This window comes from Nocardioides sp. (assembly GCF_047602075.1).
Lineage (GTDB): Bacteria > Actinomycetota > Actinomycetes > Propionibacteriales > Nocardioidaceae > Nocardioides.
This window is the reverse complement of the sequence record NZ_JASGIF010000001.1, coordinates 1-18,229: the sequence shown is the minus strand read 5'-3', so window position 1 is coordinate 18,229 and position 18,229 is coordinate 1. Positions and strand designations below refer to the sequence as shown.

The following is an 18,229-nucleotide window of genomic DNA, read 5'->3' as shown; positions in this document are numbered from 1 at the left end:
CCCCATGACCGCACCCGCCGACAACTCCGCCCTCCTCCAAGCCGCCGACGACATCCGCGCCTACGAGTACGCCCGCGGCCAGGAGTCACGACAGGCAGACCTCGACGCCGCGCAAGCGACCATCGCCGACCTGCGCGCCCAACTCGCCGCGCTCACCAAGCCCGCCACCCTGTTCGGCGTCAACCTCGCCAACGCCACCCCCGGGCTGGTGCCAGCCGTCGCGCGCATCTACTTCGCCGGCGGCGACTTCGACAAGACCCAGACCTGGGCAGGCAGCAAGGCCGCCGCCGCGTACGACGCCGGGACCAGGACGTTCGTGGTCTCCGTCAAGGACTACACCGCCGCGCAGATGGCCCGGCTTGGCGCCTACCTCGACACGGTGCCCGACGACGCCGTCATCCTCGGCTGCCACTGGCACGAGATGGAGGACGACATCCTCCGCAAGCAGACCCTGACCGCCGAGGCCTACCGGACCCGGTTCGAGGTCGTCAAGCCCGTCTTCCGCTCCCGCGGCCACGGCTTCGGCCCCATCCACAACGGCATGACGTGGACGGGCGGCAAGTGGGTGTGGGGCAGCGGCTACGTCGAGCCCGACCTCACCGACTGCACCTTCTGGGGCTTCGACTGCTACGACCCCAACGGCAAGGGCCCGCAGCTCTTCCAGCCCGTCATCGACTACGCGAGCCAGCACGGCCTCCCCCTCGTCGTCGGAGAGACCGCCACCCCCGCCGGACCCAAGCAAGCCGCCTGGGCCGCCGAGGCGCGCGCCTGGTTCGCCGAGCGCGTCGTCGTGGCCTGCTGGTGGCATCAGCAGTTCGCCGGGAAGCCCGACTACGTCATGTCCGCCGAGACACAGGCAGCCTGGCTGGGCTGAGCCTCCCTACTTGCGACAGCGGTGCTCCCAGCCGCACACCCCCCGCTCTGAGCCGCTTGGCTCGGGGCGGGGGGGCTTTGTCGTACCTGGGCTCCGGCCATAGCCGCACACAATTGAGACTCCCGGGACGGATGGACCGACCCGCCGAGTAGCAGGCTACTACTTGCCCAGCGCCGCCCGCACAGTCATCCGCGACAGCCCCAGATGCTTGGCGATATCCACCTCCGACATGCCCTGCTCAGCCAAACGCCCGGCCCACCCCTTCGCCGCCGCCATCGCATCGTCGCGGGCACGCTGCGACACGTCCAGCTCGTCGGCCAGCAGCCGCGACAACTGGTGGTAGTAGCCGGCCGAGCACGTCGAGGCCTGAGTGGCCGAGTACTCGGCCGGGAGCTGGTCACCGATCCTCGCGCCGACCGACACCATGAGCCGCTCAATCTCCGGTCCACGGCGCGGGAAGTTGGCCCGGACCTTGCCCACGTGCCGCATGGTGATCTGCACCAGCCGCATGTAGCTGCGCCGCGGCCGACGCCAGACCTCCCCGAGCAGGCTCCCTACCGCCTTGCTGCCGCCACGCAGGCCGTCCAGGGTGCCCGCCTCGGACAGCGCACACACGGCGTCGCACAGTGCGGTGTAACGGCCGAGGAGGTAGGGCAGGTCGTCGCGGAGCTCGATGAGGTCGGGGTAGTTGTCACCCTTGGGCTCGGCCATCTCAGAACGCATCGCAATCGGCGCAGTCCTCGCTGAAGAGGCGACCGTGGGAGCAGTGGGTCTCCTGGACCACGGGGACGTAGTCGTCGGGCCAGAGCTCGTCGAACTTGGCGAGGATTGCGCGCTTGTCGGGGTTGGTCACTGTCCAGGGGACGAGCCGGTGACCCTGCGCCTTGGCCGCCTCGCCCAGCTCGACGGCCAGGTCGAGCAGTTCGGCGTGCTCGGGGCCGTTGGCCCGGACCCGCTCGGCGAACTCGGCGTCGCCGTCGTCGGCGAGCAGGTTGCCAGCCGCGACCAGGTACTGCTCGGTGGCGTACTTGGCCAGCGGATAGACGTGGACCCGCTGGCAGGTGCAGTTGGGTAGGTGCTCGGTGCAGCGGAAGCTCACGACCGTGGTGCTGCCGGTGCGAGCCTGGGCGAAGGGGCCGGTGGTCTGTGTCGTCGTCATGTATAGGACTATACAGACTCTCGGTACGCCTGTCTACCCCTATACAGATATTCGCGCAAGAAATCCTCAGAGCTTGATGCGGAAGCCCTTGCCCAGCCGGACGGACGCCCGGCCGCGAGAGTTGACCGAGACCGGGCCGACGCGCTTGGAGACGCTGGCGCCCGACTTCGAGACGTTCAGGTCGGTGTCCTTGGCGATGCGCTTGCGGCGCTGGAAGAGGATGCCCACCGCTCAAGCCTCGCAGGCCGTGCCATCGTTGTCACGGTCCAGGCGGGAGTGGTTGCGGGCGTACACCTTCTTCGCCGCCCTGCTCGTCGACGGGCGCCCGTAGCCATCACGGACCGCCCGGTTCGCCGCCGCCTTCGACCTCGCCACCCCATGCCGGTAGTCCTTGTGCAGCTTGTCGCAGGAGGAGTAGTACTTCCCGGGCGCGGCCTCGGCGGGGCTGGCCAGCCCGAGAGGCAGGGTCAGCGCGAGGGCGGTCAGGGAGGCTGCGGCGAGGGTACGAGGCGAAGTCATGTCGGTCAGAGTAGTGTTGATGTGTCAACACCGCACCCGTTTCGGGGGTATCCGAACCCCTCCGAGTTCGGCCGAGCCTGAGCGTTGAGAGACCCGCTGAGCGTGGGGGGCGGTCAGTTCAAGTCCCGTCACTCACCCCAAGACGGCCAAGGCCGAGCGGGCAGCGGTGCGGGCATCCTCTCGAAGGTCCGGCGGGTCGAGGATCTCGACACTGCCGCCCGAGGCGAGACACAGGCCGACGAGGGAGCGCCGCAACCGCACTTCCACGGTGAGGTCGACGCTCGTCGGGTCCCGTCGGACGACGCGGGCCTCGGTCCCCGGCAGCAGCATCGTCTGGATCGCGCCGCGCAGCTCGTCTTCGTCGCTCGCGGGCAGCCGAAGGGTGGCCGACGTCGAAGGCCCCGGCCGACGCTCGAAGGTCTGCCGCAGGTCGTCCCAGACCTCGGCAAGCACGGCACCGGACGGCAGCGTGGCCGGCTCGTCGAGCACCGTGAGCGTGCGGAATCTCGCCAGCCGGTAGGTGCGTGGCTCTCCCCGGTGGTAGGCGACGAGATACCACCTGTTGCCGTTCTCGACCAGGCCCAGCGGATCGAGGGTGCGGGTGCGTGGGCGATCCTGACGCGGCGACGCATAGCGCACCCGGACTCGCCGCCGGTCGACGGCCGCGCGGCGCAGCGTGGGCAGATGGGAGATGTCCTCCGGACTGGCGAACCAACGTCGGCGGTCGACGTGGACCACCTCGCGGAGGCGGTTCGCTGGTGCCTCCAGCCGCGCCGGCGCCGAGGCGGCGAGCTTGTCCAGCGCCGAACGCAGCTCCCGGCTGAGCCCTAGGTCGCCGAAGGTGTCCAGCCCGAGGTAGGCGAAGAGCACCTGCGCCTCGACGTCGTCGAAGCCGGAGACATCGGCGCGGAACCCTTCCAGCAGCGCGAACCCGCCGTGTCGACCACGCTCCGCATAGACCGGGACGCCCGCGGAGGAGAGCGCCTCGATGTCGCGCAGCACCGTCCGCTCGCTCACCTCGAGCCGCTCGGCCAGTTGACTCGCGGTCAACATCCGCTGGCTGCGCAAGAGCAGCATGATCGAGAGCAGCCGGTCAGCGCGCATGGTCCAAGTCTGCCTGAAATACCTGACAGAGGGTGTCAGGTATTGGCCAGATGCTGGTCGCATGACAACACAGGCACCGAATCCGTCCATCTCGTCCGTCCCCGACCCGCGTCCGTTGCTGCTGCGTGCGTGCGAGGTCGCGGACACATTGATCTCCGCCGTCGCCGCCACCGACCTCGACCGACCGACGCCGTGCACCGAGTTCGAGGTGCGCGACCTGCTCGGGCACCTGGTCATGGTGGCCACGCGCGTGCGGGTCGTCCTCGGCGGAGGCAGCTTCGCCGACGTTCCGCAGGTGATCGAGCTCGCCGACGACGAGCTCGTCACGGCGTGGCAGAGCTCGGTGGCCGACCTACGGGCGACTCTGCCGCACGTCGACCTGTCCGCGATGGTTACCGCGCCGTTCGGGGTCGTCCCGGCGTTCGCCGCGGTGGCGTCGTACGCCGGCGAGGTGGCGGTCCACGGCTGGGACCTCGCCGTCGCCATCGGGCGGACAGACCTGCTCGACCAGGCGCTCGCCGTGCCCCTCCTGGAGGCGGCGCTGCAACGGCTCCCGAGGGAGGGGCGTGAGCAGCTCCCGTTCAGTGACGTGGTCGACGTGCCCGACGACCGTTCGGCCTACGACCGGCTGGTGGGCTGGATGGGCCGCGACCCCGCCTGGCGAGCGCCGGTCAAGGGTCACGCCGGGATGTGACCGAAGCAGCCTTTCCGGAAGTCCTCGTAGGCCTGCACGACCTCGGCCTTGGTGTTCATCACGAACGGGCCGGCCCAGGCCAGCGGCTCCCGGATCGGGCGGCCGCCGAGGATGACCACGTCCAGCTTCGGCGAGCGGCTCTCCTGGTTGCCGTCGGCGGCAACGGTGAGGAAGTCACCGGCGCCGAACAGGGCAGACTGTCCGGTGTGGATCGGCTGCCGGTCCGTGCCGACGGTTCCGTCACCGTTCAGGACGTAGACCAGCGCGTTGAAGTCGACGTCCCAGGGCAGCTCGAGTTGCGCACCGGGCTCGAGGGTGGCGTGCACGAGGGTCATCGGGGTGTACGTCGCCCCGGGGCCCTCGTGGCCCTCCACCGAGCCGGCGATGACCCGCACGATGGCGCCAGCGTCCTCGCTGGACAGCAGCGCGACGGTGCTCGACCGCAGGTCCTGATACTTCGGGGCGTTCGCCTTCGCCTCACGCGGAAGGTTGACCCAGAGCTGGATGCCGTGGAACAGCCCACCCTGCTGGACCAGCCACTCCGGCGGAGTCTCGATGTGCAGGATGCCGGCGCCGGCGGTCATCCACTGGGTGTCGCCGTTGGTGATGGAGCCGCCACCTCCATGGGAGTCCTGGTGGTCGAAGACCCCGTCGATGATGTAGGTCACCGTCTCGAAGCCGCGGTGCGGGTGCCAGGGCGTGCCCTTGGGCTCACCGGGGGCATACTCCACCTCGCCCATCTGGTCCATCATCACGAAGGGGTCGAGCCGGGCCAGGTCGATTCCGGCGAAGGCCCGGCGCACCGGGAAGCCCTCACCCTCGTAGCCCGCGGGAGCAGTGGTCACCTGCCAGACCGGGCGTGGCTGGTCGCCCAGCCCCGGGCGCCGCACTCGCGGCAAGGTGGTCAGGTCGTCGACAGTCACTGCTGGCATGGCGTGCATCCTTTCGTCGCGGATGTCCCGTCCAACGATAGTTGAATCTTAAATATTCCGGCTCCCGACGATTTCGCCCGACCCTCGCCCCGCTGGTAGTCTGGACGACGCTTCCGGCACGCGCCATTAGCTCAATTGGCAGAGCAGCTGACTCTTAATCAGCGGGTTCGGGGTTCGAGTCCCTGATGGCGTACCACCTCACCAACTTCCAGGCCCTCCGGTCCGTCCGACCGGGGGGCCTTTCCCGTCTCTAGCCACTCGAGCGAGACGCCGGTCCGCAGGGCCCACAAGCGGCGAGTGCCGCGCTTCGTCGGACTATGGCCCCTAGTCCATCTGCTGATCGTGGCCGGGCCCACACCCAGGTACTCAGCCATCTGGTCGTTGGTCATCCCGGCGTGCTCGAGCGCCTTGCGCATCCGGTCGCCCTCGTGGAACTCGAGCGCGACGCCCTCGTTAGCCATCTCTGTCATGTGCACATACTCGCACAAATAGCGGGATTGACGCCGGAGTGTCGTCAAGGTATTTCGTGGAAGATCTTCCATTCTCGACGTTGTGCAGATACTCAGGGTAATCCTCGGCATCTCCGAAATCGTCGCCATCGCCTTCGCGGCGTGGGTGGTCGTCATCTTCCTGCGTGACTCGTGACGAGCAGCTGGGAGCGCCGGCAAGAGCGGGCGCAGTGGCTAGCTGCGTGGCGGCGCTACGAGGCCGACAACCAGCGGGCGGCTGATGCCTACGCCCACCGGCCGTACGCGCGCCCCAAGAGCGCGAAGTGTCGGATCTGCGGGAGGCGCCGCACCGTGTCGTACACCGGTCTCTGCTCGAGGTGTCGATCATGACGCGCCCGGACTGGTGGACGTGGCAGGCCGCGGTGACAGGGATGGCGCCCAACGCCGGCGTGATCGCGACGGCGATGGTGTGGGCCAGGTGCTGCTGGAGTTGGCAGCAGGCACCAGCTGAGGACCTCGAGCGTGCACGTCCGTTGACGGTCGAGAAGCTCGCGGCCGAGTTCCCGTACCACATCGGTGATCGTCGTCTCCGACACCACCTAGCCGAGCTGAGCCGGCTGGGCCTGGTCGAGATCATCCGGGGGCACTCCCCCTCGACCGGCGGCAACACCTACGCTCCGACGCTCCCTCAAGTCGGCAGCCAGGTGCCGAATTGGACCCGGCAAACCGGCAGTTCCCTACCGGATTACCCCACGCAAATCGGCAGTTCCCTACCGGATTACGCCTCCCAAACCGGCAGTTCCCTACCGGATTACGCCTCCCAAACCGGTACTCAGCGACCGGTTTGGAATCGGGACACTGTTCCCCTTCTAGCAGAGACCCCCAGCGCAGGCGCGCGCACGCACGCACGCGAGGCACAACCCGGGGGGTGGGGGGCGAATCCGATCGGGCTAGAGACGCTCGAGCTGCTGCTGCGCGCGATGGACGTCAAGGAACCCGGAATCTCGGCTCGAGTGGCGCGAGGCTGGCGCGCTCAAGCTGCTAGCAGACTGGCCGCGCTACGTGATGCTGGTTGGCCGGCTGACGAGCTGGTGGAGCGGTTGACCGCGCGGGACTGGCGTGGCGCCGGGTCGATCGGGCGCGTGCTGAAGGCACGGATTGATGACCTCGCGCTCGAGCCACCGCCGATGACCGCGCTCGAGCGGCACCAGGAGCGCCAGGCCGCGGCCGCGGTGGCGCCGTGCGACCACCAGACCCCGGGCGGCTGCGCGGCCTGTCCGTGGTGTGCCCGCGGCCAGGCCGACGACGAGGGCGTGGTCTGCGGCCAGTGCGCCGGCTACCGCGACGGGCTCGACCCTCCGGGCGTGACACCTCCCCTGTTTCCCGAGCCGTCCGGCCCGGGTCACCCCCAGTAACACCAACCAAGGAGATTCCCCATGAGTGAGACCGCGGTCTACGACCCGATGACCGATGCCGGGCCCGAGGTGCTGGACCTGCCCGACGAGCTGCGCCTGGCCGACCCCGAGGAGGCGGGGTCGTACATGGATTCCCCGCCACACATCCCGACCCCGGACCTGGCCCGGCTGGCCGGCGCCCCGGACTACGTGTGGTTGACCTGGCTGGCCGACGAGCTGCGCGCGGCCGGTTGCTCGGTGGTCGAGCACCCGGGATGGAAGACCCGCGGCCGGCCCCGCTCAGCAGGCCCGTTCATGCCGACCGGCGTGATGTGGCACCACGACGCGTCCGCGATCGGGCCCTCGCCGGCGATGGCGGCATTCATCGCGAGCATCGGCCGACCCGGCGACGGGATCCCCGCCCCACTGGCGCAGCTGTGGGTGTGCATGGGGTGTCGGGGCCTGCACCCGGTGGGCACCTGGCACGTGCTCGCCGCCGGCCGCGCGAACCACGCCGGCCTGGGTGACGGGTTCGGCCGGATCGGCCGCGACATGGGCAACACCCGGACGGTCGGCGTCGAGACCGACAACACCACCGGGGAGAAGACCCCGCTGGACATGCTGGCCAGCCTCGAGGTCGGGACCGCCGCGATCCTGCGGCGCCTCGGGTCCGATCCGGCCGACAGCTTGTGCGGGCACAAGGAGTACGCGCACGGCCGGAAGTTCGACCCCGACGACATCGACATGATCCTGGCCCGCAAGTCGGTCGCGGCCACGATCAACCGGCAGAACCACCCACACCGGCCCGAGCTGGTCAAGTTCCCCGGCCGCAAGCACTTCACCATCGGGCACCAGTGCACCCACGGCCACGTCAAGCTGCTCGAGATGTGGCTGCTCGAGCTGGCCCCGAAGTCCACCCACAAGTCGTCGGACACCTTCACCCGGTGGACCCAGCAGCAGGTCGCCAAGTTCCAGCGCAACGACCCGAAGCTGGCCGGCGACCCGGACGGGATCCCGGGCCCCAAGACCTGGCGGCTGATCCAGCTCGCCGCGAGGGCAACCCGATGACGCGGGCCGTGATGCTGGTCGCGGCGATCGTCTACGGCTATCTGGCCGGCTACCGCCGCGCCAGGGACGAGACGCTGCGCGAGCTGGGCCGCGCGTTGCTCGAGGCCCGCCAGGGCGAGGTCGTCGCCGCACCCGAGACCCTCTTCGAGGGCCGATGATGCCGCTCGAGCACGCCCCCACGATCAACGCCGGGACGTGGAACATCGGCAAGGGCAGCTTCCAAGACCTGGCGCTGATGGCGACGAGGTGCGACCTGCTCGGCTTGCAGGAGGCCTCCGACCAGGCCGGCAAGCTCGACCGGCTCACCCACGAGCCGCAGCTCCGCGAGCGGTTCGGGGTGTGGCGCCCTCACCACGAGGTCGGGCAGGCCGCGACCCCGGTGATCTGGGACCGGCACACGATGGAGCTGGTGCGGCCCTTCGCGCGGCTGCTCTACGACGGCGGGCCGATCGGGAAGGGCACCGGCCCCGACCACGGCAAGCCCAAGTGGCTGGTGGGCGGGATCTTCCTGCACCGCCGCACCCGCACCCGGGTCGCGTTCGGCAACCTGCACTGCTACGCCGGCCAGAAGGACGGCAACAAGCGCCAGGAGGTCTCGGCCGGCATGGTCGAGCGGGCCGGCGCCCACCTGGCCAAGCGCAAGGTGGCTGTGCGGGTCCTGGTGGGCGACTTCAACGCGCTACCGAACACGCCCACCACCGCCTGGCTGCGGGCACACAACTGGTCGTGCGACCAGCTCCACCACCGGATCGGCACCCACGACGACTGGTCGCCCGACCACGTGTGGTGGAAGGGCAACGCCAAGTTTCTCGACCACTACGTCCGCAAGACCGATAGCGACCACCGTGGCCTGGTCACCTCCCTCGAGCTGCACCCCAAGGGGCGGTCGTGAGCACCCGTCGTACGTCGACGGGCGACGTGACCGGGCCGCGCGGGAGCCGGCCTTGCCCGACTGGTTGCGGCCGGCCGGCCCGACCGGGGCACCTGATGTGTTGGCCGTGCTGGTCGCAGGTCCCGGTCGGGCTCAAGGGCGAGGTCTACCGGACCTGGCGGATGTGGCGCCGCGACCTGGCCGACGCCGACCGGTTCACCGCCTACGACGAGGCGAGCGACGCCGCGGTCAGATCGGTCACTGGCGTGCGACACGTCGAGCAATAGGCGGGTGTGTGCGTGGGGTAACGGCCAGAGTCCGCGGTGGCGGGCTCTGGCCCTACCCATGACCGAAAGAGGGAGATGCACATGTCCACGCGCGGGATTCTCTACACCGCTGCGATCGCGTTGGCGGTCGTGGTGGCTTACGACAAGTACGGCAAGCGGGCCGGCTGATGGCGCGGCGTCCGGGCCGGGGGCTGGCGTTTTGGGCGGCGACCGGGATCAGCGGCGTGATCGCGTTGACGGTCCTCAACGTCGCGGCCGACCGGGCCGGCGGCGGGCTGTCGTCTTTCCGTGACTACCTGGTCCGCCGCAACGGCTGACCCCTTCCCCTGAGAGAGAGCACACCCATGGCAACTGAGGCTCCGGCCCGCTACATGCAGGGGATCGCGGTCCCCGAGTCGAGCGTGAACCCGCGGGAGTTCTTCCTGCGCACGCGGCGGCGTACCCAGCTCGAGTCGTCCAAGGCCTACGCCGGCCTGGGCCAGACCGACACGTTCGAGCTGAAGAAGACCGACATTCTGGCCGGCCTGTTCATCCGGTTCGATGGCTCCCTGGTGACGGTGAAGGGCACCGGCCAGGTCAACACCCAGGCGCGGTGGCCCTACGACCTGATCAAGCAGCTGAAGTTCACCGCCAACGGCCAGTCCAACATCATCAACTGCTCGGGTCTGAAGCTGAAGGCCCGCGAGGCGATGGGCAAGGGTGATCTGACCGACCGCGGTGTCTCGCAGAACTACAACGGCGCCACGGTCACCCAGGGCACGCTGTCGCAGGCGTGTGAGTCGTGGGGTGTGGGCTCGAGGGCGACCAACGTCCCGGACGGCACCTACGACATCGACCTGTCGTGGTTCGTGCCGGTGGCCGAGGACCAGATCGACCTGTCCGGCGCGATCTTCGCGGCCAGCTCCTCGACGGACCTGACGGTCAACATCGACTGGGCGCCGCCCACCGACGTGTTCACCCTGTCCGGCACCGCGACCGCGACCCTGACCGGCACCGTGCAGGTCGTGGCGCTGCGCTACTCGATCCCGCTCGGCCCGGACGGGCAGATCGTGGTCCCCGACCTGTCGGTGTTCCACTCCCTGATCCAGACCCGCTACACCAACCTCGCCAACGGCGAGAACGAGCTGCGGCTCATCGGCCAGGGCGCGGGCAAGACCGTGCTGCGCGCGTTCTCCCAGCTGTGGAACGGTGCGCCGGCGGTCCCGGTGGTCGTCAACGAAGACAACTTCGGGAAGATGGCCTGGCGGTTCGGCGGCAACGAGACCCCCGATGAGTACCCCGACGCGCAGGTGCTGCGCTACATCAACGAGCGGATGTACTGCTCAGACATCGGCGCGGTGTGGGGGTTCCATTGCCACGAGTTCGCCTCGGAGAACGCCTTCCGCGACGCCGTCGATCTGGGCACCGCCTCGGAGTGGCGGCAGGTGATCAACGTGCTGCCGGCGGTGGTGTTGTCCAACGCCGCGGTCGAGACCACGGTGGAGTCGATCTTCACCGCGGGCGCGGGGAGCTGAGCCGTGAACACCTGGCTCAAGCCCGTCGAGGAGAAGTACGGCGGCTCGCTGGCCGGCCCTGCTCGAGCCACGGCTGACGCGACCGCGACCACCACGGTGGCGCCGGTCGCGACGCCGCGGCTGAGCGGGTTCACCTCGACCTCCGAGCCGTTGTTCTGGTTCGGGGTCGTGGCCGCGCTCGGGGTGGGCCTGATGGCCTACTCCACCGCGGTACCCGCCTGAGTCGGTCGGGGGGTGAGAGGCGATGGCCGCTGATCCGACCGAGCTCGCTGCGCTGACCAAGAAGCTGCGCGGCAAGGGGCTCAGTGATGAGCAGGTGGTCGAGAGCCTCCGCGGGCTCGGGTTCTCCAAGGCCCAGGCAGCCGAAGCGGCCGGCGTGGGGAAGACGCCGCCACCCCCCGCCCGCAAGGCCCGGTCCGGCAGTGCTCCCCCAGCTGCCGGACCGGCACCCGTCCCCACCGGGTCGCCGGCTCCGCAGCTGGGGGTCCCGGACCTGTCCGGGCTCACCTTGACCCCGCCGAAGAAGCTGCGGGCCGGCGACCTCGGCGGGTTCGCGGCCGGCCTGGTGCTCTACGTCCTCGCGCTCAACTACCTGAGGTTCGGCGGGGTCGGGGTGTCGGGGTGGCTACGCGCGAAGTTCCTCAACCAGCCCGCCGACCTCGGCACCAAGAAGAAGACCAACCCCGGCGGCAGGGCCGGCGGGGCCAAGAAGAGCAACACCGACAACGGGCTGACCTCCACCAAGGCAGCCGTGAACGCATAGGGAGGACCCGATGGGTGGTCTGTTCGTGATGGCGCTGGGGGTCTGGGTGCTGGTCCAGGTCCTCGGCGGCGACGCGCTCGGCCGGCTCGGGCTGGTCGCGTGAGCTGGCGCGGCGTGTTCGCCGGGGTGCTGGTGCTGGTCGCGCTCGAGGCGGTGCTGCGCACCAACGCCTCAGCCAACCGGTTCGGCGCGATGCTCAGCTCGGTCGCCGGCGGCATCGAGTGGCTGATGGACCCCAGCGTCCCGGCCATCCCCGACCTGGCCGGCCGCGGCACCCCCGACCTGCTCTCCGGGCTCGGCGGCACGGGCGGGCAGAAGGGCAAGGGCGGATCCGGTGGCTCGGGTGGGTTCGCCGGCGGTGAGGGCGGCGGCGCCGGCGGCGGCGGGTCCTGGTAATCGACAACAACCAAGCAAGAGGGAGGCCGGGATGAAGACGGCACTGAAGTACGGCGGCGGGCTGATCGCGCTCTACCTGGTGGTCGCGCACGGCACGCAGTTCGGCAAGGCCGCGCGCGGCGGCGCGGCCGGCGCGAGCAACATCATCAAGACCCTGCAGGGCCGCTGAGATGGGGTTCCGCAACCAGATCACCCGACCGGTGGCCGACTTCACCGTTGACCCCAACCGGCCGGGCGTGGACGTGTTCCGTGACGTCATCACCCGAGTGCAGGGGTTCTTGGTGCCGGCGATGGTCGGCGGCGACACCGACCCGGGCCTGCAGTTCTTCGGCTATGCCGAGTCCCCCCAGGAGTTCCGCGGGGTCGCTGCCCGGGTCACCACGCCCTCGGTGCTGCCTGACGGCACCGCCGACCTGGCCGACGCCGCGACCGCCGACCCGATGGGTGACCCGGTCCGCAAGATCTTCGCTGACCGACTCCGCCGGCGGATCGCATGAGCGCCGGCCCGGAGAAGGTCTTCCCCGCCGACCCCGCCAGCTCGAGCAGCTCGGGCGGCTCGGGCGGCTCGGGGGCGCTCGCGGGCACCATCGGGGTCGGGAAGCTCCGGATCCGCAAGCGCACCGCCGCGATCGCCGGCGCAGCTGTGGCCGTGGTCGCCGGCCTGATCGCCGCCAACCGCAACCCCGCCGACGACACCGAGGAGGCCGACGGCGAGGGCTCGACCGCGATCCTCGACACCACCGACACCGACGTCTACAACGACCTCCAGGGTGCGATCGAGCAGCTCACCGACGAGCTGGGCGACCGGCCCCGCCCACCCAAGCCCGGCGGCGGCAACGGCGGGAAGAAGCACCGCGGCAACAAGCCCGGCCCCCGCGGCGGATCGGGCACCAAGGGCAACACCTACCGAGTCGGCAAGGGCGACAAGCTCAGCGTGATCGCGAAGAAGTTCAAGATCTCCCCGGTCCGGCTGTACCACCACAACCGGAAGGTGATCGAGGCCGCGGCCCGTGCGCACGGTCGCAAGTCTTCCCAGGCCGGCCGCTACCTCTACGCCGGCACCGTGCTGGAGATCCCGAAGAAGAAGTAGCCGATGGCCAAGCTGTCATACGCCCAGGTCTACGGCCTGGCGCGCGGCGCCGGGCTGGGCCGTGACGCCGCGATCACGGCCACCGCGGTCGCGTTCGCTGAGTCCGGCGGGAACAGTGCCGCGGTCGGTGATGTGAACCTGCAAGACGCCACCTGGGGGCCCTCGATCGGGCTGTGGCAGATCCGGTCGATGAAGGACGACCGCGGCACCGGGAACGTCCGCGACGCCACCCGGCTCAAGCAGCCGAGCTTCAACGCCAGGTCGATGGCGACGATCTCGAGCAACGGGCGCGACTTCGGGCCCTGGTCGGTCTACAAGTCCGGCGCCTACCGGGCCCACCTCGCCGCGGCCAGGAAGGCCGCTGGCGGCTCGTCCGGCCCCTGGCCCGACGTTCCTGCCGCCGGCGGCGCCACGGGCGCCGCAACAGGCTCTGGTGGCGGCTCTGGCGGCATCAGGGCACCGCACCCGACCCGAGGTGACACCCAGACCGCCGGCTGGGACTGGTCCCCGCTGCCCGGCGACGACGGGCTGCCCGGCTACTTCGATGACTTGCTGGGCGCAGCTGGTGACGAGATCCGCGGCGCGGTCCTCCAAGGCGTCGTGCTGGCCTCGCTGGTCGCGCTCGGCGGCACCCTGATCGTGCTCGGCGCCTGGCGGGCGGTCCAATGAGCTGGCAGCTGGGCGGGACCAAGCCGTGGGTGGCGGCCGCGGGCCGCGAGATCGGCCACAAGTTCGGGGTGGGCACCATCTACGGGCTCGGCTCGAGGCCCACCGCCGGCTCGGACCACCCCAAGGGCCTGGCGCTGGACTTCATGACCGGATCCGGGACGCCGATCGCGAACTACGCCAAGGCCAACGCCGGCCGGCTCGGGGTGACCTACGTGATCTGGCGCCAGCACATCTGGTCGGTCGCCCGCTCGAGCGAGGGGTGGCGGCTGATGGAGGACCGAGGTGACCCGACCTCGAACCACATGGACCACGTGCACGTCAGCTTCCAGGCCACGGCCCCAGCTGGCGGCGGTGGGGTGAAGTCCGGGGCCGGCGGCGGCGCCCCCGGTCCCGGCAGCAGCACCGGCACCAGCACCGGCAGCGGGGCTGGTGGCGCGAAGGGCGGCAAGAGTGGGTCGGGGTCGGGACCGAAAGGCGCTCAGAACGCCGCTGACACAACTGTCTCGATGTCGAGCTCCATTCTCGGTGGGGTGGTGTCCCCGATGAGCAACGCGATCGTGCTCGGGGGGGTCTTGTTCACCGGCGTCGCGCTGATCGCGGTCGGGCTGGCACGGATCACCAAGCCGCTGACCGACCAGGCCGCCGAGGCCGGCACCCAAGCCGCCATGGTCGCCGCCCCCGAACTCAGGGCCGCCGGCCTCGCTGCCGGCGCCACAACGAAAGGCACCAGCAGATGAGCGAACAGTCCGAACTCGACGCCCAGATCATGTTCACCGAGTGGCTCGAGACCCTCCGCACCCAGGTCATCGAGTCGGTCAACGGCGTCGCCCTGCACGGCTCCCGGCCCGTCCCTGTCGGCGCCGGCGTCACCCGACTGGCCACCAGCCCCACCAGCCTGGTCGGGTTCGCGCTCCGCAACACCAACGCCGGCGTGAGCACCCTGCTGCTGCGCGACGGGTTCGACGCCACCGGCGAGGTGATCGTCCCTATCACGCTGGCGCCCGGGGAGTCCGTGCGCGACTGGTTCGGCCCCGCCGGCGTCAACCTCTCGATCGGGCTCTACGCCGAGCTGACCGGCTCCGTGGACGGCGCGGTGTTCCTGCGGGGTGCACAGTGAGCTCGAGCGGCGTCGTCGGCGGCGGTGGCGGCGGAAGCCCCTACGAGCTACGCGGCGCCGGAAGCCCTCAAGGTGTGGTCGCCGCCCCGGTCGGCTTCTACTACACCGACGAGGCTGGCACCAACGGCGCGGTCCGCTGGGCCAAGCTGGAGGGGATCGGGACCACCGGCTGGCGCTGCATCGCCGGCGACACCGGCCGGCGTCAGCTCGACGCGCTCCTGGTCAACGGCTGGACCGTTGACATGCACATCTACGTGCGCCGAATCAACGACCAGGTCGAGTGGCGATTCGAGGGCATCAACGGCGCCGCTCGCACGCACAACGTGGGCGGCGCCGCCGAAGACTTCCTGGCCCACATCAACGGGTTCCGGCCCGCGATCCAGCCCAGCGGCCAAGGCAACGGGTTCGGGATCCCGCTCAACACCGGCTCGTTGGTGCTGCTCAACCACCACCAGTCCGGCTACTGGCGAGCCGATGGCCCGGTCTACAACGCCTGGGACTCCGTGAGGCTGCTCACCGCCGATGACTGGCCTGCCGCGCTGCCCGGGGTGGCTGGGTGACCGCCATGGACGTCTTCTGGGTAGCGGTGACCGTGCTCGTGGGGCTGGCGGTGACCGCGCTGTGGCGTGCGCTCGCGCGGATCGCGCAGCTGCCCGAAGCCGTTGACAAGCTCCGCGAGACCGTCGAGCACGCCGTGGAGCGCTACCGGGACCACGAGGCCCGGCTCCGGGCCCTCGAGGTGCCCGCCCAACAACAGAAAGCAGGACGACGATGAAGTCTCAGCTCGACCTCCTGGTGCTCGCCGCCCTGACCGCGCTCGCGCTGATCGCGGTGGTGGTCCTCGCGCTCGCCGGCGTGGCGGTGCCCGATGTGTTCGGGTACGTGGTCGCGGCCTGCATCGGCGCGGTCACCGGGATCACCATGCCCAAGCGCCGAGGCGGCTCGCAGTGAGCAGGGCCCGCAAGCCGTTCATCCCCGACCGGCAGGTGGCGCTGTGGATCGGGTACGGCGGCATCATCATCGGGGCGGTCGCGCTGTGGGACGCCTACGAGGGCCGCGGCCGGCGGCGCCCGTTCGCGACCAAGCTGCTGCCCGGCGGATAACCCCCGTGCCCCGCACGCACCTGCCCACCCAGCTCGCGCCGGCCTCGGCGTGGCTGATCGAGGACTACCGCCGCGCCGCGGTCCGCTCCCAACCGGCCGCCGGCGGTCTCGCCCAGGTCGAGCTGCCCCAAGTCCCGCAAGACGAGCTGTGGCTGGTCGAGCGGATCGTGGTGCACTGCACCTCGAGCAACCAGACCGCCGCGAGGCTCTACCTCGACAGCATCGCTCCGGCCGGCGTGCTCGACGGCTCGAGGGCGGGGAACTTCGACGTGGCCGACCAGGGCTCACCCATCCAGGTCCCTGGCGGGTCGGTGCTGATCTGTCAATGGACCGGCGCCGACAACAACGCGGTCGGCACCATGCGGGTCCAATACGTCGTGCTCAAGCAGCGCCGCTAGGCCAGCGCCACCCAGAAGAACCCGACCGTCTGGCCGGCGTCGGCGACCGCGTTGGTGGTCACGTTGCGGGCCTCGAACCACAGGGTCGTCGCGGTGTTGCTGCCCCGCATGTTCAGCATCCGCCAGTTCGCCGTGGTGGTCACCGGGCCGGTGAGCACCGCCACCGGAGCACGGCCCAGGTCGTGTGCGACCGAGACCTGCCCCGAGGCGTCCGTGGTCGGGTTGACGAAGCCGAAATCGACGGCCCGCAGACCCCTCGAGCCGTTGAGCACCAGGCCGTCACCGGTGGTGTGGATCCCGACCTTGTCGGCGTAGGCGTCGAGCTGGTTCCACGACCCGTCAGCTGCGGCCGAGAGGATCAATGAGGCGTTGCCGGCCGGGTTCTCGCCAGGGCCAGCCAGGAGCAGCTGATAGGAGTCCGGCGCAAACACCCGCGCGGCCGACAGCCGGCCGGGAAATCTGAGGCCGGGTTCGTGAAGTAGTTGATGATCCCGCGGCCGGCGACCTCAGCGATCTCGACCCGGTTGCCGGTCTCGGCGGTCTTGATGATCGCACCCGCCAGCTTGTCAGCCACCAGCTCACTGATCGCGGTCGACGGGTTACGAAACCCCACCTCGGTCTCCTCCTGGTGCTCACTGCTCGGCGTGCTTGTAGCCGGCGCTGATTGGCAGGGGTGGGCACCGGTAGAGCTCGTGCGCGCGGGCGTCATAGAGCAGGTACCAGTGCGGGCCCCGGGCGCGGGTCTCGTCCAGCGCGCGGTTGAGGTCGCCGGGCGGGACGCCGATGCCGGCGGCGACGCGCTCGCGGTCGCGCGGGTGCGGGAGGTCGTAGATCACCACCCGGTCGGCCTGGGACAACAGCAGCGGGTCGATCGTGACCGGCCGCGGCGTGCACGCGATCAGGGAGGCGTACCAGTGCCGAGACTGCTGCAACAGGGTGCGAGCTGACGGACCGGTGCGGCCGGCGGGGAACACCTCGCCGGCCTCGTCCACCCACAACAACACCCTGCGGTGCTTGGGATACAGGGCCAGGCCCACAGCCCGGTCGAGATCCTCGCGGTAGGTCTTGCTCGAGGGGTCCGCGATCCAGCGGGTGGTCTTGAAGTCACCCTTGCGGATGCCCTCGGGCAGCTGGGCCGGCAGGGTGCGGATCGTGGTCGCTCCCGGGCCCGGATCGGCGTCGCCGGTCGGGTCGATCACGAACTTGTCGATGTAGGGCCAGCTAATGAAGACCTCGCGGGCGAACACCGACTTGCCCGACCCCTTGCGGCCGATCACCAACAAGATCTGGTTCAGGTCCGGGTTGAGCAGCGGGAACGAGACCGCATCGCTCACAGGGCAACCTCGTCGGGCTGCTCGGGCTCGGCCTCGTGGCGATCTCCCCGGCGAAGGCCTGGTAAAGCTGGGTGCGCTTGACCCGCTGCTTTACCACGTAGCCGAGCAGACCGATCGCCAGACCGATCAGGTCGGTCACGTAGGGTTCTCCGGGCCGTCGCCCATACCGCCTCGAGGCCAGCCCGGCCAGCGGGTCACCGATCGCCTTGGCGTCGTCGTCATCGGGCACCCACAGCGCGCCTCCCGCTGGCGGGGGTGCCCGGGCGGGCGAACAGCTCGGCCACGATCCCGCCGGCGGTGTGCACACCGGCCCGGATAGACGGCGAGTCTTGCGAGACCTAATCCAACGGACTCTGGAACCGGAACCGGCGTCGGCGCCGAGGTTCGGGCTCGCGTTGAGAGGGCCCGACAGTGGGTCCGGGCTCGGGATCTCCTCGCTCGGGGGCGGGGTCGCCTGGGAGAACAGGCTCGCCCCCGGCCCCGTCGTCTCCGCC

At 70.2% G+C, this 18,229-nt stretch carries 32 protein-coding genes and 1 tRNA gene; 24 read left to right on the top strand and 9 right to left on the bottom strand.

The genetic code is table 11. The features are described 5' to 3' along the window. Window positions 1–4: 4 nt before the first annotated feature. On the top strand, window positions 5–874 hold the full coding sequence (locus tag QM714_RS00165) for a hypothetical protein (protein WP_415096422.1): 870 nt from the start codon (window positions 5–7) through the stop codon (window positions 872–874). Window positions 875–1,033: 159 nt separating this feature from the next. Here QM714_RS00165 and QM714_RS00160 read toward each other — a convergent pair whose 3' ends face one another. From QM714_RS00160 to QM714_RS00140, 5 genes are all read right to left on the bottom strand, one after another. After that, window positions 1,034–1,585: a hypothetical protein gene (locus QM714_RS00160; RefSeq protein WP_415096420.1), complete on the bottom strand. Its 552-nt coding sequence runs from the start codon at window positions 1,583–1,585 to the stop codon at window positions 1,034–1,036. Between the two features lies 1 nt (window position 1,586). Beyond that, a complete protein-coding gene (locus QM714_RS00155; RefSeq protein WP_415096418.1) occupies window positions 1,587–2,033 on the bottom strand; it encodes a hypothetical protein in 447 nt (148 codons plus the stop codon). 66 nt (window positions 2,034–2,099) lie between these two features. After that, window positions 2,100–2,261, bottom strand: coding sequence for a DUF4236 domain-containing protein (locus tag QM714_RS00150; protein WP_415096416.1), 162 nt, complete (start codon window positions 2,259–2,261; stop codon window positions 2,100–2,102). Window positions 2,262–2,264: 3 nt separating this feature from the next. Beyond that, window positions 2,265–2,552, bottom strand: coding sequence for an excalibur calcium-binding domain-containing protein (locus tag QM714_RS00145; RefSeq protein ID WP_415096414.1), 288 nt, complete (start codon window positions 2,550–2,552; stop codon window positions 2,265–2,267). 132 nt (window positions 2,553–2,684) lie between these two features. Beyond that, on the bottom strand, window positions 2,685–3,656 hold the full coding sequence (locus QM714_RS00140; protein WP_415096412.1) for a helix-turn-helix transcriptional regulator: 972 nt from the start codon (window positions 3,654–3,656) through the stop codon (window positions 2,685–2,687). A 61-nt stretch (window positions 3,657–3,717) separates the two neighbouring features. On the opposite strand from QM714_RS00140, the gene QM714_RS00135 reads away from it, so the two are divergent. After that, window positions 3,718–4,350, top strand: a complete 633-nt coding sequence (locus QM714_RS00135) for a TIGR03086 family metal-binding protein (RefSeq protein ID WP_415096410.1) — start codon at window positions 3,718–3,720, stop codon at window positions 4,348–4,350. Here the strand turns inward: QM714_RS00135 and QM714_RS00130 are convergent. Further along, window positions 4,335–5,282 carry a pirin family protein gene (locus QM714_RS00130; RefSeq protein ID WP_415096408.1) on the bottom strand — a complete coding sequence of 316 codons (948 nt, stop codon included), beginning with the start codon at window positions 5,280–5,282 and terminating at the stop codon, window positions 4,335–4,337. The genes QM714_RS00135 and QM714_RS00130 overlap by 16 nt on opposite strands. Before the next feature lie 120 nt (window positions 5,283–5,402). Here QM714_RS00130 and QM714_RS00125 point away from each other — a divergent pair. After that, a tRNA-Lys gene (locus QM714_RS00125) sits at window positions 5,403–5,478 on the top strand. Here QM714_RS00125 and QM714_RS00120 read toward each other — a convergent pair. Next, window positions 5,441–5,698 (bottom strand): helix-turn-helix domain-containing protein, encoded by a 258-nt coding sequence (locus QM714_RS00120; RefSeq protein WP_415100919.1) that lies wholly within the window; start codon window positions 5,696–5,698, stop codon window positions 5,441–5,443. The genes QM714_RS00125 and QM714_RS00120 overlap by 38 nt on opposite strands. A gap of 419 nt (window positions 5,699–6,117) precedes the next feature. Here QM714_RS00120 and QM714_RS00115 point away from each other — a divergent pair, with 419 nt between their 5' ends. The 21 genes from QM714_RS00115 to QM714_RS00015 all read left to right on the top strand — a co-directional run bounded on the left by QM714_RS00115 (window position 6,118) and on the right by QM714_RS00015 (window position 16,401). Next, window positions 6,118–7,146, top strand: coding sequence for a hypothetical protein (locus QM714_RS00115; RefSeq protein ID WP_415096406.1), 1,029 nt, complete (start codon window positions 6,118–6,120; stop codon window positions 7,144–7,146). A 21-nt stretch (window positions 7,147–7,167) separates the two neighbouring features. Then, window positions 7,168–8,193 (top strand): N-acetylmuramoyl-L-alanine amidase, encoded by a 1,026-nt coding sequence (locus QM714_RS00110; protein ID WP_415096404.1) that lies wholly within the window; start codon window positions 7,168–7,170, stop codon window positions 8,191–8,193. Next, entirely contained in the window at window positions 8,190–8,351 is a 162-nt protein-coding gene (locus QM714_RS00105; RefSeq protein WP_415096402.1) for a hypothetical protein, read from the top strand. Before QM714_RS00110 ends, QM714_RS00105 begins: the two co-directional genes overlap by 4 nt. Continuing rightward, on the top strand, window positions 8,351–9,085 hold the full coding sequence (locus QM714_RS00100) for an endonuclease/exonuclease/phosphatase family protein (RefSeq protein WP_415096400.1): 735 nt from the start codon (window positions 8,351–8,353) through the stop codon (window positions 9,083–9,085). The genes QM714_RS00105 and QM714_RS00100 overlap by 1 nt, the downstream gene beginning before the upstream one ends. Before the next feature lie 95 nt (window positions 9,086–9,180). Next, window positions 9,181–9,351, top strand: a complete 171-nt coding sequence (locus QM714_RS00095; RefSeq protein ID WP_415096398.1) for a hypothetical protein — start codon at window positions 9,181–9,183, stop codon at window positions 9,349–9,351. A 167-nt stretch (window positions 9,352–9,518) separates the two neighbouring features. Continuing rightward, window positions 9,519–9,668, top strand: coding sequence for a hypothetical protein (locus QM714_RS00090; RefSeq protein WP_415096396.1), 150 nt, complete (start codon window positions 9,519–9,521; stop codon window positions 9,666–9,668). A 27-nt stretch (window positions 9,669–9,695) separates the two neighbouring features. After that, on the top strand, window positions 9,696–10,865 hold the full coding sequence (locus QM714_RS00085; RefSeq protein ID WP_415096394.1) for a hypothetical protein: 1,170 nt from the start codon (window positions 9,696–9,698) through the stop codon (window positions 10,863–10,865). 3 nt (window positions 10,866–10,868) lie between these two features. Next, the gene (locus QM714_RS00080) at window positions 10,869–11,087 is read left to right on the top strand and encodes a hypothetical protein (protein WP_415096392.1); all 219 of its coding nucleotides are present in this window, start codon (window positions 10,869–10,871) and stop codon (window positions 11,085–11,087) included. Window positions 11,088–11,109: 22 nt separating this feature from the next. Next, window positions 11,110–11,628 carry a hypothetical protein gene (locus QM714_RS00075; RefSeq protein ID WP_415096390.1) on the top strand — a complete coding sequence of 173 codons (519 nt, stop codon included), beginning with the start codon at window positions 11,110–11,112 and terminating at the stop codon, window positions 11,626–11,628. A 99-nt stretch (window positions 11,629–11,727) separates the two neighbouring features. Continuing rightward, on the top strand, window positions 11,728–12,024 hold the full coding sequence (locus QM714_RS00070; RefSeq protein WP_415096388.1) for a hypothetical protein: 297 nt from the start codon (window positions 11,728–11,730) through the stop codon (window positions 12,022–12,024). A gap of 31 nt (window positions 12,025–12,055) precedes the next feature. Then, window positions 12,056–12,193, top strand: coding sequence for a hypothetical protein (locus QM714_RS00065; RefSeq protein ID WP_415096386.1), 138 nt, complete (start codon window positions 12,056–12,058; stop codon window positions 12,191–12,193). A 1-nt stretch (window position 12,194) separates the two neighbouring features. Beyond that, complete coding sequence (locus QM714_RS00060) at window positions 12,195–12,521, top strand: hypothetical protein (protein WP_415096384.1); 327 nt, start codon at window positions 12,195–12,197, stop codon at window positions 12,519–12,521. After that, window positions 12,518–13,114, top strand: a complete 597-nt coding sequence (locus QM714_RS00055; RefSeq protein WP_415096382.1) for a LysM peptidoglycan-binding domain-containing protein — start codon at window positions 12,518–12,520, stop codon at window positions 13,112–13,114. The genes QM714_RS00060 and QM714_RS00055 overlap by 4 nt, the downstream gene beginning before the upstream one ends. 3 nt (window positions 13,115–13,117) lie before the next feature. After that, window positions 13,118–13,783, top strand: a complete 666-nt coding sequence (locus QM714_RS00050) for a hypothetical protein (protein ID WP_415096380.1) — start codon at window positions 13,118–13,120, stop codon at window positions 13,781–13,783. Continuing rightward, a complete protein-coding gene (locus QM714_RS00045) occupies window positions 13,780–14,520 on the top strand; it encodes a hypothetical protein (protein WP_415096378.1) in 741 nt (246 codons plus the stop codon). The genes QM714_RS00050 and QM714_RS00045 overlap by 4 nt, the downstream gene beginning before the upstream one ends. Beyond that, window positions 14,517–14,900 (top strand): hypothetical protein, encoded by a 384-nt coding sequence (locus tag QM714_RS00040; RefSeq protein ID WP_415096376.1) that lies wholly within the window; start codon window positions 14,517–14,519, stop codon window positions 14,898–14,900. The genes QM714_RS00045 and QM714_RS00040 overlap by 4 nt, the downstream gene beginning before the upstream one ends. Beyond that, the gene (locus QM714_RS00035) at window positions 14,897–15,460 is read left to right on the top strand and encodes a hypothetical protein (protein WP_415096374.1); all 564 of its coding nucleotides are present in this window, start codon (window positions 14,897–14,899) and stop codon (window positions 15,458–15,460) included. The genes QM714_RS00040 and QM714_RS00035 overlap by 4 nt, the downstream gene beginning before the upstream one ends. Beyond that, a complete protein-coding gene (locus QM714_RS00030; RefSeq protein WP_415096372.1) occupies window positions 15,457–15,675 on the top strand; it encodes a hypothetical protein in 219 nt (72 codons plus the stop codon). Before QM714_RS00035 ends, QM714_RS00030 begins: the two co-directional genes overlap by 4 nt. Beyond that, the gene (locus QM714_RS00025) at window positions 15,672–15,851 is read left to right on the top strand and encodes a hypothetical protein (RefSeq protein WP_415096370.1); all 180 of its coding nucleotides are present in this window, start codon (window positions 15,672–15,674) and stop codon (window positions 15,849–15,851) included. Before QM714_RS00030 ends, QM714_RS00025 begins: the two co-directional genes overlap by 4 nt. After that, window positions 15,848–16,003, top strand: a complete 156-nt coding sequence (locus QM714_RS00020) for a hypothetical protein (RefSeq protein ID WP_415096368.1) — start codon at window positions 15,848–15,850, stop codon at window positions 16,001–16,003. The genes QM714_RS00025 and QM714_RS00020 overlap by 4 nt, the downstream gene beginning before the upstream one ends. A gap of 5 nt (window positions 16,004–16,008) precedes the next feature. Next, window positions 16,009–16,401 (top strand): hypothetical protein, encoded by a 393-nt coding sequence (locus QM714_RS00015; protein ID WP_415096366.1) that lies wholly within the window; start codon window positions 16,009–16,011, stop codon window positions 16,399–16,401. Here QM714_RS00015 and QM714_RS00010 read toward each other — a convergent pair. Both QM714_RS00010 and QM714_RS00005 read right to left on the bottom strand, forming a co-directional pair. Then, window positions 16,398–16,832: a hypothetical protein gene (locus QM714_RS00010; protein ID WP_415096364.1), complete on the bottom strand. Its 435-nt coding sequence runs from the start codon at window positions 16,830–16,832 to the stop codon at window positions 16,398–16,400. The genes QM714_RS00015 and QM714_RS00010 overlap by 4 nt on opposite strands. A 201-nt stretch (window positions 16,833–17,033) precedes the next feature. Next, window positions 17,034–17,735, bottom strand: coding sequence for a hypothetical protein (locus QM714_RS00005; protein WP_415096362.1), 702 nt, complete (start codon window positions 17,733–17,735; stop codon window positions 17,034–17,036). Window positions 17,736–18,229 lie beyond the last annotated feature (494 nt).

Excerpts from the sequence above, each read along its gene's own strand:
- QM714_RS00105 (WP_415096402.1), top strand. The coding sequence starts at position 8,190 with ATGACGCGGGCCGTGATGCTGGTCGCGGCGATCGTCTACGGCTATCTG.
- QM714_RS00085 (WP_415096394.1), top strand. The coding sequence starts at position 9,696 with ATGGCAACTGAGGCTCCGGCCCGCTACATGCAGGGGATCGCGGTCCCC.
- QM714_RS00040 (WP_415096376.1), top strand. The coding sequence starts at position 14,517 with ATGAGCGAACAGTCCGAACTCGACGCCCAGATCATGTTCACCGAGTGG.
- QM714_RS00075 (WP_415096390.1), top strand. The coding sequence starts at position 11,110 with ATGGCCGCTGATCCGACCGAGCTCGCTGCGCTGACCAAGAAGCTGCGC.
- QM714_RS00065 (WP_415096386.1), top strand. The coding sequence starts at position 12,056 with ATGAAGACGGCACTGAAGTACGGCGGCGGGCTGATCGCGCTCTACCTG.
- QM714_RS00160 (WP_415096420.1), bottom strand. The coding sequence starts at position 1,585 with ATGGCCGAGCCCAAGGGTGACAACTACCCCGACCTCATCGAGCTCCGC.
- QM714_RS00115 (WP_415096406.1), top strand. The coding sequence starts at position 6,118 with ATGACGCGCCCGGACTGGTGGACGTGGCAGGCCGCGGTGACAGGGATG.
- QM714_RS00060 (WP_415096384.1), top strand. The coding sequence starts at position 12,195 with ATGGGGTTCCGCAACCAGATCACCCGACCGGTGGCCGACTTCACCGTT.
- QM714_RS00135 (WP_415096410.1), top strand. The coding sequence starts at position 3,718 with ATGACAACACAGGCACCGAATCCGTCCATCTCGTCCGTCCCCGACCCG.
- QM714_RS00090 (WP_415096396.1), top strand. The coding sequence starts at position 9,519 with ATGGCGCGGCGTCCGGGCCGGGGGCTGGCGTTTTGGGCGGCGACCGGG.
- QM714_RS00110 (WP_415096404.1), top strand. The coding sequence starts at position 7,168 with ATGAGTGAGACCGCGGTCTACGACCCGATGACCGATGCCGGGCCCGAG.
- QM714_RS00120 (WP_415100919.1), bottom strand. The coding sequence starts at position 5,698 with ATGCGCAAGGCGCTCGAGCACGCCGGGATGACCAACGACCAGATGGCT.
- QM714_RS00130 (WP_415096408.1), bottom strand. The coding sequence starts at position 5,282 with ATGCCAGCAGTGACTGTCGACGACCTGACCACCTTGCCGCGAGTGCGG.
- QM714_RS00050 (WP_415096380.1), top strand. The coding sequence starts at position 13,118 with ATGGCCAAGCTGTCATACGCCCAGGTCTACGGCCTGGCGCGCGGCGCC.
- QM714_RS00025 (WP_415096370.1), top strand. The coding sequence starts at position 15,672 with ATGAAGTCTCAGCTCGACCTCCTGGTGCTCGCCGCCCTGACCGCGCTC.
- QM714_RS00155 (WP_415096418.1), bottom strand. The coding sequence starts at position 2,033 with ATGACGACGACACAGACCACCGGCCCCTTCGCCCAGGCTCGCACCGGC.
- QM714_RS00145 (WP_415096414.1), bottom strand. The coding sequence starts at position 2,552 with ATGACTTCGCCTCGTACCCTCGCCGCAGCCTCCCTGACCGCCCTCGCG.
- QM714_RS00165 (WP_415096422.1), top strand. The coding sequence starts at position 5 with ATGACCGCACCCGCCGACAACTCCGCCCTCCTCCAAGCCGCCGACGAC.
- QM714_RS00045 (WP_415096378.1), top strand. The coding sequence starts at position 13,780 with ATGAGCTGGCAGCTGGGCGGGACCAAGCCGTGGGTGGCGGCCGCGGGC.
- QM714_RS00140 (WP_415096412.1), bottom strand. The coding sequence starts at position 3,656 with ATGCGCGCTGACCGGCTGCTCTCGATCATGCTGCTCTTGCGCAGCCAG.
- QM714_RS00095 (WP_415096398.1), top strand. The coding sequence starts at position 9,181 with ATGTGTTGGCCGTGCTGGTCGCAGGTCCCGGTCGGGCTCAAGGGCGAG.
- QM714_RS00100 (WP_415096400.1), top strand. The coding sequence starts at position 8,351 with ATGCCGCTCGAGCACGCCCCCACGATCAACGCCGGGACGTGGAACATC.
- QM714_RS00055 (WP_415096382.1), top strand. The coding sequence starts at position 12,518 with ATGAGCGCCGGCCCGGAGAAGGTCTTCCCCGCCGACCCCGCCAGCTCG.